We start from the raw sequence: 10,985 nt of genomic DNA, 5'->3' as shown, positions 1-10,985 counted from the left end.
CGCGTGCGGGCCGGCGGGACCGGCGCCAGCCGCACGCCCGCCGACCCGCTTTCGCGGCCCCACCAGGTGAGCAGGCAGGCGGCCCCGGAGGGGCCGCCCTTGAACAAGAGAAGAAAGTTTGAACACACGCTCTGCGCTGCGGCTACGTGGTCGCCCGGTTGGGCATGAGCTCGGTGAGATCGCGGATGATGGCGTCCGGGTGGTGTGCCGCGAGGCGCTGGTGTTTGCCGGGCTTGTTGGCGTAGGCCACGACCGCGGTCCCTGCGGCGCGTGCTGCCTGGATGTCGCTGCTGGAGTCGCCGATCATCAGACACTCGCCGGGGCTGGTGCCGTGTGCCGTCATCGCTCGGTGGAGTAGATGCGGGTCGGGCTTGAGTCGATCGATGTCGGTAGGGGTGCGTGCGGCGATGTCGCTGACGTAGCGGCTCAGACCTTCCTGCTGTAGGTACGCCTCGACTGCGGCCGCGGAGTTGTTGCTGACGATCGTCACCACTCGGTCATGCGCCGCGAAGTGTTGCAGCGCTGGGCATAGTTCTGGTGCCTGCTGGGCGTTGCGGACGGCTTGCACCTCGGCCTCCCGGAACACGGTCTCGACCTCGAGTGCTGCTGTGCGGCCGAGTGTGTGCGCGTGGGCCAGAACGTCGAACGGGTTGTGGGCCTGGGCGACGTCCGCGGGAAGGGGCTGCTGCTCGAGCTCGGCGAGTCTGGCGCGGAGTCGGTCGGCGGCGGCATGGTCCGGCAGGTGGCTGAATACGGCGCAGACTGGTCCGTCGAAGTCGAGCAGGATGTGCCGCGCTCGCGTGACCAGCTTCGCGGCGTTCACCGCGTGAGCTCCCGCGCCACCGTTGTCCAGAGGCTGTCGAACCACATCCGGGACTGCCGGACGTACTGCGAGGCCATCGTGTCCTCGTCGTCGGTGGCACTGTGGTGGAACAGCACGGTGTCTTTGCCCATGAGGTCCCAGATCGGGGTCGGGGTGTCGTCGAGCTTCACCGTGTGTTCCTGCACGGGGTAGTAGCCGAAGAAGGCTTCCGAGTCGTTGATCAGGTAGAGCTTGAACAGCGGCACCGCTGGGTAGACGCGCACCTCGGCGCGGGCGTTCTCGACCAGGCCGAGTTCCCCGATCTCGTTGACCGCGTCCACGACCGCCTCGGTGTGCCGCGCCATGATGCCGCGGGCCCGAGCTCGGAACGCCGGGCTGTCGGCCAGGTCCTCGACGCGTGCGGGTAGTGACCACGGGATGTCGGGATCGGGAACGAGCAACCGGACCGACAGGGTCTCCGGCCGGAGCCGGCCCGCGCGGATCTTGTCCAGCGGCTCCGCGATCGCACCGTGCAGCGTCTCGCCCGAGAAGCCGGCGAAGTCGACGGAGATGCTCGGCGCCTCGAACGCCCGTTCCAGGTGCGGGCGGAGTCCCACTGGCCGTTCCGTGCGCTCGCGAACGTAGGCCCCGCTGCCCTGTCGGGACACGATCAAACCCTCGTCCCGGAGAACCCGGATCGCCTGCTGCACGGTCATGCGGGCCACGCCGTACCGCTTCGCGAGCACCGTCCCCGACGGCAGCTTCTCCCCCGGCTCGAACTTCCGCGTCAGGATCGCTGCTCGGAGCGCGTTCGCGATCTGCTGATACGGCGGCCGCGGGTCGTCAGGGTCGAGTCCGTCCATGCCGCTCAGAGTACGGCGGGCCGCCCGCAACACGCTAGGCGGCCTAGCCACGTGTTGACCTGACTAGCCAGGCTAGCTATAGTCGTTCCTGCCTAGCCAAGCTAGAAAGGTCACTGGAGGCAGACATGCTGCGGAACATCCCGGTTCTCCTCGACGGTTACAAGCTGCTCGTCAGCGAGGAGCCGCAGGTCAAGATGCGCGAAAACGACAAGGGGGAGCCCGAGGTCGTCACGGACTGGCAGGGGGCGACGCAGTACGTCGTGGTGCTGTTCGCCAAGCCGAAGGCCGTGGACGGGCGTCCGGCGGGCAAGGGCTCGGAGATCCGCGTGACGCTCGAGACCGAGCCGCACGAGGAGATCCCGGAGGGATCGCGGGTCGAGCTGGTGAACCCGCGGGTGTCGCACTGGGAGAGCGAGCTCGGGGGGCGCACGATGTCCGGCCTGTCGTGGCGGGCGACCGGCGTGAAGTTCGCCGGATGATGCGCCATTCGGCCTGAGAACGGCCGTCAGCCCTTCCTCTGTGGTGAGTGGCCCGTTCGAGTCGGGCAAGGGCACTTCTTCGTTGTTTGAAAATTCCAGAGTGGGCCGAGCTATGCCGAAAAACGGCACTATTCGTAGCGCTGTAACTGGTTCTTTGCCCAACCCTCGATGGAAGGGGTGAGTTTTTTGTCGTTGGCGTACTGCCCCGCGTGCCACTGCGACAGGTGGCTGTACCGGCACTCGTGCGACGTGCACTGCGAACAGTTCGGGAAGGTGTGATGGCTGTGGGTTTTCACGGTTCGGGTTGCCTGGCCGGCCACGTGGGTTGGGCGGCTGTGGCCTGGTCGGTGAGCACCGAGAAGAAGGGGTGGTGAGCTCGTGGACGTGCGTCTGGGGATGCCGCGGAAGAACACGGCTGCCGTGCAGCGGTTGAAGAAGATCGCGGACATCATCGACGAGTTGGACCGGGACCTCGACCGGGTCGAGTTCCTGGAGGGCGACATCGTCGAGAAGAAGGACTTCGATGCGGCGACGGATCTGACCGGCAAGGTCCGGTCGGCGTTGCGCGGTGTTCGGGGGGACATCGGGAAGAAGGTCGGTTCCAGCGTGGCGAAGGGATACAAGAAGTGATGGCCAAGGATGAGGGCGTGCATTCGACGGTTCGCCGGATCGACGCGACGATGTTGACGCTGGTGAACACGCTTAGGCAGCTCGGGGTTCCGAAGGGAATGGGGACTTCGTTGAACAAGCTGCGCAACTCGGTGGGCGACCTCGTCGCTCACCTGGAGATGACTCAACGCCGGGAGTGACCCGGCGGGACTCGGCGGGGCGCTGGACTTTCGACACCGGGAGTCCGGCGCCCCTTTTTCATGCTCGACGGAAGGTGACGTGACATGCGGGACACGCGAGTGGGTGCGCACCGGACTCCGGTGCGAACGACGGCGCGGTTCATCGGCCGGCATCCGCGGTCGACGGGCTCGGTGGTGGTGCTGGAGTCGGCGGTGCTGTGGGCCGGGTATCAGGCCGTGCTTGTGGCTGCCGGCGTCGCGGTGCTCGCGGGGGCGTCGTGGCGGCTGTTGGATCAACCCACGTTCGACCGGTTCGCCGGTCGGCTGCTGCGGGCCTGGTGGCGGCGGTGGCTGATCTATCAACGGCAGTGGGAACGGATCGTGTTCTCCTGCAGCCTCACCACGGCCGACCACCGCGGGGAGGCGTTGACGCCGAAGCTGCTGCGGGTGCGGTCGAACTGGGTGTGGGACTCGCTGCACATCCGTATGGCCAAGGGGCAGCAGCCGGAGGACTTCGAACAGGCGTTGGACCGGCTGACCAACGCCTACCGGGCGAGGGCCGGCAACATCCGCCAGCTCAAGCCGGGCCGGATCGCGCTCGACCTGCAGCGGCGGGAGCCCTTCGATGAGATGACCGTCCCGCTGCCCGAGCTGGCCGATGCGCCCGAGTCGGTCGATCTCGGCACGCTGACGATCGGCCGCGACGAGTACGGCCGGAAGTTCGCCCTCGACCTGCTCACGAAGGATCTGCACCTGCTGCTCGGTGGGGAGACCGGGGCGGGCAAGGGCTCGTGGCTGTGGTCGCTGCTGCGCACCCTCGCGCCGCTGATCCGGGCCGGTCAGGTGCGGCTGTGGGTGATCGATCCCAAGGGCGGCATGGAGTTCGGCGCGGGCCGGCCGATGTTCCACCGGTTCGCCGACAACGAGCGCGACGGGCTCGACGTGCTGCGCGAGTACGTCGACACGCTCGACGCGACCAAGCTCCGCCTCGGCCGTGACGGTGAGCGCACCGCCAAGCCCTCGCCGGACACCCCGGTGGAGGTGCTGGTCTGCGACGAGCTGGCCGCGCTGACCTCCTACGGCTCCCGCGACATCGTCCGGGCCGCGGAACCACTGCTGAGTAAGGCGCTCACGCAGTACCGCGCCGTGCTGGGGCGGGTCCTGGCCGCCACGCAGGAACCGACCAAGGACACCGTCCCGATGCGGGGCCTGTTCCCGACCAAGATCGCCCTGCGGGTCGATGCGCCCTCGTACGTGGACATGTGCCTCGGGGAAGGCATGCGCGACATGGGCGCCTTCGCCGACAAGATCCCCACCTACCTGCCCGGCGTCGCCTACGTCAAAAAGGACGGTCGCCGCGAACCGCTGCGGGTGCGGGCCGCCTACACCAGCGATGACGACATCGCCGACCTCGTCCGGTTCGTCACCGAACACCGTGCCTCGGTCGTGCCGTTGCGCCGCGACACCGACAACACGACCCACCCGGCCACCCCTGCGCAGCAGGACCACGGCCGCGGCGAGGTCGAGGAGATCGACTTCACCGACTGGGAGGTCGACGACGAGGTCGAAGAGATCACCGAAGACGACTGGCGCGACGACGAGAGCGCCTGATCCCACAGACGGAACGGCCCGCCCGGTCTCCCTGGCATGAGACTCCCGGGCGGGCCTGCCTACAGAGAGGCAGGTCCCATGCTGACACATCTCGCCCTGACGCTCACCACGACGACCACCGTGGCCTCGGGCCTGTGTGCCTACCGGCTGCGGGGCAGGCTCCGCACCGATCCGCTGACCGGCCTGGGCAACCGGCTCGCCCTCGTCGAGGCCTTCGAGCGGGCGCGACGCCGGACCCCAATGGTCGCCGTCGCGCTCGGCGACATGAACGGCTTCAAGGCGCTTAACGACACCCACGGGCATCGCTTCGGTGACCGCGTCCTCGTCGAGGTCGCCACCCGGCTCCGCCGCTGCGCGGTCGGTGGGGAGTTGCCGGTGCGGCTGCACGGTGACGAGTTCGCCGTACTCATCCCCTGCAGCACCACCGACCGGGCTTGTCGTCGTGCCGACGACTACCGGGCCGCGGTCGACTCCCTCGATGTCGTCGACGGCCAACCGATCGCGGCGTCGATGGCGTTCGGCGTGATGGCCGCCCCCAGCGGGACCGCCGAGCTGTCCGCGCTGCTCGCTACCGCGGACGACCGCATGTACGGCGACAAGCACATCACCCACCCCACCCCTGAAGCGCCCTGTGCGGGCCTTTTCCACCCACTGGAAGGGATGACCTCCCATGCACATCCACATGACCGGCAAGGGCTTCCTGGGCGGCCTGCTGATCCTGCTCGCGGTGCTCGTGCTGCTGGCCGTGGTCTGGCTGATCAACCCGGCGTGGTCCATCGCGGCCGGCCTGTGCCTGATCGGCCTCGTCAAGGGCCTGTTCGCCCTGCTCAAGCCGAGTGACTAGCCGAACACGCAACCAACGGGAGGAGTCCCCATGTCGGAGGCAGGAAACGGGCGCTGGTCGCTGCCCAACGTGATTCGCACCGTGGTCACCGTGGTGCTGGGCGGCATCGGCGCGGCGGCCGGCTTCAAGCACACCCACGACTGGGCGGTTCACCACGGGCAAACCGGGTGGTTGGCCTGGGCGGATGCGGTGGTGATCGAGGGCATGGCGGTCGTAACTGGCTTCGAGATCCAGCGCGACCGACGGCAGCAGGACGCGGGACTGCGACCGCCCCGGCGGGTGACGTTCCCGGTCGTCGTCCTGGTGGTGGCCTTCGGGATCCAGATGGCGGCGCAGGTCGCGCTCGCCGAACGCACCCCGGCCGGGTGGCTGCTGGCCGCCATGCCCGCCCTCGGCTTCCTCGTCGTGGTCAAGCTGCTGATGCGGCGCACTGCCATCCCGGAAGCCACGCCCTCGGCGGGGCCGGCCCTCGAGGCGGAACCGCAGTCCGATCCCGCACCGGCCGCACCGACGACGCCGGCGCCTGCACCCGTCGACCCGCCGGAGCCTGTGGTGAGCGCCCCGGATCCGGTCACGGAACCCTCGCTCACCCCCGTGAACGGGGCCGGGGGCTCTGCTCCGGAGGCTCGGAGGGTCCCGGGTGTGCGGCTTCCGGCCGACGTGCTCGACCGGGTCACCGCGGCCGTCGAGCGGGCGCGCAACGAGGGCCGACAGCCCACGGTCGCCGATGTCCGCAGTGCGGCCCGGATACCGGAGGCGATGGCCGAACGGATCCTCGCCGACCTCGACGGGCAGGCCGTCCCCGCCTGATCCCGCGTCCATCACTCGCTCACCTGGCCGGGGCGGGGCGGACATCTCTCACGGTGTCGCGCTCCGCCCCTTTCTCGTCTCTTCAGGAGGTTCGCGTCCGTGCTGACGCTGGAACAACGCCTGGCCGCGCGACTGCGGTCGGTCGACTACCAGAAATGGCGCGCCAAGGTCCGATCCGTCAACGGCTGTGCCCGGCCCGTGCGGCTGCTCGGCTCCCACCGGCTGCAGGACTCTCACACCGGGGCCGTGCTGCATGAGAGTGGGGGCAGCATCTTCACCCCGTGCGGCAACCGCCGTGAGAGCGTGTGCCCGGCCTGCTCGGACCGCTACGCCGCCGACGCCTTCCACCTCGTCCGGGCCGGCGTCTGCGGCGGCGCCAAGGGCGTGCCGGAGACGGTGACCGCGCATCCTCGGGCGTTCGTCACCCTGACCGCCCCGTCGTTCGGCCGGGTCCACACCCGGCGGGTCTCGAAGCGGGGCCGGGTGTTGCCCTGCGGCTGCGGCGAGAACCACCGCAGCGAAGACGACCCCCGTCTCGGTACCGCGCTCGATCCGGACGGCTACGACTACACCGGGGCCGTGCTCTGGCAAGCCCATGCCGGGAAGCTCTGGCACCGGTTCACGATGCGGCTACGCCGCGAACTCGCCCACCGGGCAGGGCTGCGTGCCCGCGAGTTCGCCGACCATGCCCGGCTGTCCTACAGCAAGGTCGCCGAGTACCAACGGCGCGGTCTGGTCCACTTCCACGCCCTAATCCGCCTCGACGGACCCGGTGGTCCCGGCGACGGTGCCCCGGCCTGGGCCACCTCCACCCTGCTCGCTGACGCCGTCACTGCCGCCGTACAGGCCGTTGTCGTGCGCACCTACCGGCCGGACGGCACCCCGCTCGCACTGCGGTGGGGTGACCAACTCGACATTCGCCACATCACCACCGCCGACGACAACAGCGGGGATGACGGGATTACCGATCAGGCGTTGGCGGGCTACATCGCCAAGTACGCCACCAAGGGCACCGGCACCACCGAAGCCGCCGATCGGCGCATCCGCTCCGAACTCGACATCGACCATCTCCGCACGACCGACCACCACCGGTGCATGATCCGCACCGCCTGGGACCTCGGCGGCCTGCAGGCCTACGAGCATTTGAACCTGCGGCGCTGGGCGCACATGCTCGGCTTCCGCGGCCACTTCCTCACCAAAAGCCGCGCCTACTCGACCACCTTCCGCGCCATCCGCAGCGACCGGCGCGCGTTCCGCCTGGCCGAAACCCTCGAGGCGCTCGACCTCGACCCCGACGCGGTCGTGGTGGTCAACGACTGGGCCTTCACCGGCACCGGCTACCGCAACGACGCCGAACGCGAACTCGCCGCCGGCATCGCCGACCGCATCCGCGACCAACGCCGCCAGCAATACCGAGAGGAGACCCCGCGATGAGCAGCAAACTCCTGACCATCCGCGACGTCGCCGACTACCTCGGCGTCCCCGTCAACACGCTCTACCAGTGGCGCACCAAAGGCTACGGCCCCGAAGGCCGGCGCATCGGCAAGTACGTCCGCTACCGGCCCCAGGACGTCGAGACCTGGGTCGAACAGCAGGGGGAGGTCTGATGGGCCGGCCACCACTCGAGATCGGGACACACGGTGCGATCCGATTCCTCCGGAGAGGGTCGAGTTGGACAGCTCGGACGCTGTTTCGTGACTTCGACGGTCGCACGAAGCAGGTGGAACGGGCTGGCAAGACGAAGGGTGAGGCGGAACGGACGCTCAAGCGTGCCTTGAAGCAGCGGGCCGGCCTGGTCGGGGATGGCATCACTTCCGAGACTCGGGTCAAGGAGATCGCTGAGCTGTGGTTCGGTGACGTCGAGCTCGATGTGGAGAGCGGTCGGAAGTCTCCGGGTACTGGTCAGGCGTATCGGTCGGTGCTGGATCGGTACGTGCTGCCCGGACTCGGAGAGCTCCGGATCCGGGAAGTATCGGTGGCACATGCTGATCGCTTCCTGGCGGCCCTGAGTTCGAGCGTCGGGGTGGCGACGGCGAAGACGGCGCGGTCGGTGGTCTCGGGCCTGCTGGGCTATGCCGCTCGGCATGGAGCGGTGACCTCGAATCCGATTCGGGACACTCGTCCGCTGAGTGCTGGTCGTTCCGAAGGTCCTCGTGCGCTCACCCGTGAGGAACGGTCGCAGTGGCTTGCTCAGCTCGAAGCGGATGAGAAGGCGGCGAGGTGGGATCTTCCCGATCTGTCGCGTTTCATGATGGCGACTGGTGTGCGCATCGGCGAGGCGTTGGCCCTCACTTGGGAGGATGTCGACCTCGGAGAGGCCACGGTCGGGATCAACTACACGGTCATGCGGATCAAGGGGGAAGGCCTGGTCCGGAAGTCGACCAAGACGGCCGCGGGGGAACGTGTGCTACCGCTGCCGTCGTGGGCGGTCGAGATGCTGAGCCGGCGATACCGGGAGGCCCTGCGGACGGGGACCTCGATCGCTGGTCCGGTCTTTCCGAACTCCGAGGGCGGGCTTCGTGATCCGTCGAACGTGCTGCGCGTGCTGCGGCAGGTCCGGGGGAGCGAGGGTTTCGCCTGGGTGACATCGCACGTGTTCCGCAAGACGGCCGCGACAGTGCTCGATGAGGCAGGGTTGAGCGCACGTGTGATCGCGGACCAGCTCGGCCATGCCCAGCCCTCGATGACCCAGGATGTCTACCTCGGGCGCAAGGTCGCCGGCCGGGCCGCGGCGTCGGCGCTGGAAGACGTGCTCGGTAAACAGTCCGAGTAGTTCCCTGTGGGAAAACTGTGGGGCTGCTCCTGCGCCGGTCGGGGCAGTAAGGCCGTGCCCTGGGGTGTCGGTGGGCCGCCTGGGACTCGAACCCAGAACCTATGGATTAAAAGTCCACAGCTCTGCCATTGAGCTAACGGCCCGTGGCCTCAGAGTCTAACGACGGGGCGCCGCGCCCGGCACAGCAGGCGGGCGATCGAGGATCACGTCCGACGGCGGGACCGACTCCGCTGGTCATCTTCGACCCCGAGGCGGGGCCGCGCATGAGGACGCGGCCCCGACGGCACGGTGTGCCACCGGGACCGCTCGGAGGGTTCCTCAGGTCAGCACTTGCTGCAGCATCCGCAGCTCGGGCCGCTGCAGGAACCGCAACATCCACAGTTACTCATGGCAGTCACCCCTTCGAACGCGGTGGTCGCGCCGACTGTCCACGCTAGGTGACTTGCGCGTGGTACTGAACCACTACCAGGGTGAATTGAGTAGTTCCGCTTCGTGACAGTCACCGACCGACCTTCTGATGCCGGTCGACTGACAGATGCCGCGCCCGGGGCCGTCTCCCTAGCGTCGTCGCCATGACGAACACGACAGCGCACACCAGCACCGACGCGGCGACCACCACACCCGCGACCACCGGCCCCGCGCACGCCGACCCCACCGACCGGCCACGGCTCGTCGTCCTCGTCGGCAGCACCCGCCGCGAGCGGTTCTGCCCCGTCCCCGCCGACTGGTTCGCCGCCGAGGTGCGGGCACACGGCGCCCTGTCCGTCGAGGTCCTTGATCTCGCCGGGTTCGACCTGCCCCAGTCCCTCGACACCACCCCCGACGTCACCGCGCTCGGCGAACGGCTCGCGGACGCCGACGCGTTCGTCGTCGTCACCCCCGAGTACAACCACAGCTTCCCGTCCGCCCTGAAGACCGCGATCGATCATTACCACTCCGAGTGGCAGGCCAAGCCGGTCGCCTTCGTCTCCTACGGCGGGATGGGCGGCGGGCTGCGCGCGGTGGAGCAGCTGCGGCTGGTCTTCGCCGAACTGCACGCCGTCACGATGCGCAACACCGTGAGCTTTCACAACTACCCGACCGTGTTCGGCGAGGACGGCACACCCTCGGAAGCCGCCTCCGCGAGCGCGGCGGCCAAACAGATGCTGGACCAACTCGCCTGGTGGGCCGTCGCGCTCCGCCGTGCCCGTGCCGAGCACCCGTACTCGGCCTGAGCGCGACCGGACGCGGACGTACAGACCATAATCCACGCAGGTGAACAACCCTTGACTTCGACAATACTCGAAGTTCGATGCTGGGGTCATGCGAACCACCGGCACCCTGTTCGGCCGTGCGGAGGAGCTGTCCACTCTGCACGGTCTCGTCGCCGATGCCCGCGCCGGACGCGGAAACGCCCTCGTCCTGAAGGGGGAGGCGGGCATCGGTAAGACGACCCTGCTGGACGACGCCGCCACCACGGCCACCGCCACCGGGCTCACCGTCCTGCGCGGCACGGGCCTCGAACCCGAGTCCGAACTGCCGTTCGCCGGTCTGCATCTGCTGCTGCGGAGCGTGCTCGACGCCGTCGGCGACCTCGATCCGGACGACGCCCGGGTGCTCCGGCGCGCGCTGGGCACGGACAGCGGGCGGACCCCGCGCACCGACGGGGACGTCCCGGTCGGACAGGCGCTGCTCACCCTGTTCGACACGCTCGCCCTCCGTGCGCCCGTCCTGGTCGTCGTGGACGACGCCCACTGGCTCGACACCCCGTCCGCCGAGGCCCTGTTGTTCGCGGCCCGCCGCGCCGACGCGCACCCGGTCGCGGTGCTGCTCGCCGCACGGGACACGCACGCACCCGCGTTCCCCACACCGGGGGTGCCGGATCTGCCCCTGGCCAGACTCGACGACACCGCCGTGGCCGCACTGCTCGACGCGCACACACCCGACCTGGACCGGCACCTCCGCGACGAGACGGTCGGCGAGGCGGCGGGCAACCCGCTGGCGGCCCTGACCCTGGCGGCCGACCGCCGGGCCGG

The 10,985-nt window shown here is 69.1% G+C and carries 14 protein-coding genes and 2 tRNA genes; 11 read left to right on the top strand and 5 right to left on the bottom strand.

The window, feature by feature from the left end:
• Positions 1-142: 142 nt before the first annotated feature.
• Together SACHA_RS0101770 and SACHA_RS0101765 are read right to left on the bottom strand one after the other, a co-directional pair.
• Positions 143-823 (bottom strand): HAD family hydrolase, encoded by a 681-nt coding sequence (locus tag SACHA_RS0101770; protein ID WP_019806723.1) that lies wholly within the window; start codon positions 821-823, stop codon positions 143-145.
• Positions 820-1,665: a GntR family transcriptional regulator gene (locus tag SACHA_RS0101765; protein WP_019806721.1), complete on the bottom strand. Its 846-nt coding sequence runs from the start codon at positions 1,663-1,665 to the stop codon at positions 820-822. The genes SACHA_RS0101770 and SACHA_RS0101765 overlap by 4 nt, the downstream gene beginning before the upstream one ends.
• A 125-nt stretch (positions 1,666-1,790) precedes the next feature.
• Here SACHA_RS0101765 and SACHA_RS0101760 point away from each other — a divergent pair, with 125 nt between their 5' ends.
• The 6 genes from SACHA_RS0101760 to SACHA_RS0101730 all read left to right on the top strand — a co-directional run bounded on the left by SACHA_RS0101760 (position 1,791) and on the right by SACHA_RS0101730 (position 6,197).
• Complete coding sequence (locus SACHA_RS0101760) at positions 1,791-2,144, top strand: hypothetical protein (protein ID WP_019806720.1); 354 nt, start codon at positions 1,791-1,793, stop codon at positions 2,142-2,144.
• A gap of 378 nt (positions 2,145-2,522) precedes the next feature.
• Complete coding sequence (locus tag SACHA_RS0101755) at positions 2,523-2,774, top strand: hypothetical protein (protein WP_019806718.1); 252 nt, start codon at positions 2,523-2,525, stop codon at positions 2,772-2,774.
• 17 nt (positions 2,775-2,791) lie between these two features.
• Complete coding sequence (locus SACHA_RS0101750; protein ID WP_232211787.1) at positions 2,792-2,953, top strand: hypothetical protein; 162 nt, start codon at positions 2,792-2,794, stop codon at positions 2,951-2,953.
• Positions 2,954-3,037: 84 nt separating this feature from the next.
• Positions 3,038-4,543, top strand: coding sequence for an FtsK/SpoIIIE domain-containing protein (locus tag SACHA_RS0101745; RefSeq protein WP_019806713.1), 1,506 nt, complete (start codon positions 3,038-3,040; stop codon positions 4,541-4,543).
• 78 nt (positions 4,544-4,621) lie between these two features.
• Positions 4,622-5,383: a GGDEF domain-containing protein gene (locus SACHA_RS23560; protein WP_083935746.1), complete on the top strand. Its 762-nt coding sequence runs from the start codon at positions 4,622-4,624 to the stop codon at positions 5,381-5,383.
• A gap of 34 nt (positions 5,384-5,417) precedes the next feature.
• A complete protein-coding gene (locus SACHA_RS0101730) occupies positions 5,418-6,197 on the top strand; it encodes a DUF2637 domain-containing protein (protein ID WP_019806707.1) in 780 nt (259 codons plus the stop codon).
• 750 nt (positions 6,198-6,947) lie between these two features.
• Here SACHA_RS0101730 and SACHA_RS24250 read toward each other — a convergent pair.
• Positions 6,948-7,286 (bottom strand): hypothetical protein, encoded by a 339-nt coding sequence (locus tag SACHA_RS24250; protein ID WP_198010079.1) that lies wholly within the window; start codon positions 7,284-7,286, stop codon positions 6,948-6,950.
• A gap of 30 nt (positions 7,287-7,316) precedes the next feature.
• Positions 7,317-7,403: transfer RNA gene (locus tag SACHA_RS24245), tRNA-OTHER, on the bottom strand.
• Between SACHA_RS24245 and SACHA_RS24240 the strand changes: the two genes are divergently transcribed.
• The 3 genes from SACHA_RS24240 (at position 7,365) to SACHA_RS0101715 (ending at position 8,970) form a co-directional block, all read left to right on the top strand.
• Positions 7,365-7,631: a replication initiator gene (locus SACHA_RS24240; RefSeq protein WP_157601558.1), complete on the top strand. Its 267-nt coding sequence runs from the start codon at positions 7,365-7,367 to the stop codon at positions 7,629-7,631. The two genes, SACHA_RS24245 and SACHA_RS24240, sit on opposite strands and share 39 nt — an antisense overlap.
• A complete protein-coding gene (locus SACHA_RS0101720; protein WP_019806703.1) occupies positions 7,628-7,804 on the top strand; it encodes a helix-turn-helix transcriptional regulator in 177 nt (58 codons plus the stop codon). Before SACHA_RS24240 ends, SACHA_RS0101720 begins: the two co-directional genes overlap by 4 nt.
• A gap of 113 nt (positions 7,805-7,917) precedes the next feature.
• Positions 7,918-8,970: a tyrosine-type recombinase/integrase gene (locus SACHA_RS0101715; protein ID WP_019806700.1), complete on the top strand. Its 1,053-nt coding sequence runs from the start codon at positions 7,918-7,920 to the stop codon at positions 8,968-8,970.
• Between the two features lie 71 nt (positions 8,971-9,041).
• On the opposite strand, the gene SACHA_RS0101710 is transcribed toward SACHA_RS0101715, so the two are convergent.
• Positions 9,042-9,113 (bottom strand) — tRNA-Lys (locus SACHA_RS0101710).
• Between the two features lie 429 nt (positions 9,114-9,542).
• Here SACHA_RS0101710 and SACHA_RS0101705 point away from each other — a divergent pair.
• Positions 9,543-10,184 carry an NADPH-dependent FMN reductase gene (locus tag SACHA_RS0101705; protein WP_019806698.1) on the top strand — a complete coding sequence of 214 codons (642 nt, stop codon included), beginning with the start codon at positions 9,543-9,545 and terminating at the stop codon, positions 10,182-10,184.
• An 88-nt stretch (positions 10,185-10,272) separates the two neighbouring features.
• On the top strand, positions 10,273-10,985 hold a 713-nt coding region (locus SACHA_RS19810; RefSeq protein WP_039737589.1), incomplete at its 3' end, for an AAA family ATPase.

Source organism: Saccharomonospora halophila 8 (assembly GCF_000383775.1).
In the GTDB taxonomy this organism is placed as follows: Bacteria; Actinomycetota; Actinomycetes; order Mycobacteriales; family Pseudonocardiaceae; genus Saccharomonospora; species Saccharomonospora halophila.
The sequence above is the reverse complement of the archived record's forward strand: the minus strand, read 5'-3'. Positions and strand labels throughout refer to the sequence as shown.

Coding starts and splice junctions, on each gene's coding strand:
- SACHA_RS0101745 (WP_019806713.1), top strand. CDS start 3,038: ATGCGGGACACGCGAGTGGGTGCGCACCGGACTCCGGTGCGAACGACG.
- SACHA_RS0101730 (WP_019806707.1), top strand. CDS start 5,418: ATGTCGGAGGCAGGAAACGGGCGCTGGTCGCTGCCCAACGTGATTCGC.
- SACHA_RS24240 (WP_157601558.1), top strand. CDS start 7,365: ATGCTCGGCTTCCGCGGCCACTTCCTCACCAAAAGCCGCGCCTACTCG.
- SACHA_RS0101720 (WP_019806703.1), top strand. CDS start 7,628: ATGAGCAGCAAACTCCTGACCATCCGCGACGTCGCCGACTACCTCGGC.
- SACHA_RS0101705 (WP_019806698.1), top strand. CDS start 9,543: ATGACGAACACGACAGCGCACACCAGCACCGACGCGGCGACCACCACA.
- SACHA_RS0101760 (WP_019806720.1), top strand. CDS start 1,791: ATGCTGCGGAACATCCCGGTTCTCCTCGACGGTTACAAGCTGCTCGTC.
- SACHA_RS23560 (WP_083935746.1), top strand. CDS start 4,622: ATGCTGACACATCTCGCCCTGACGCTCACCACGACGACCACCGTGGCC.
- SACHA_RS0101765 (WP_019806721.1), bottom strand. CDS start 1,665: ATGGACGGACTCGACCCTGACGACCCGCGGCCGCCGTATCAGCAGATC.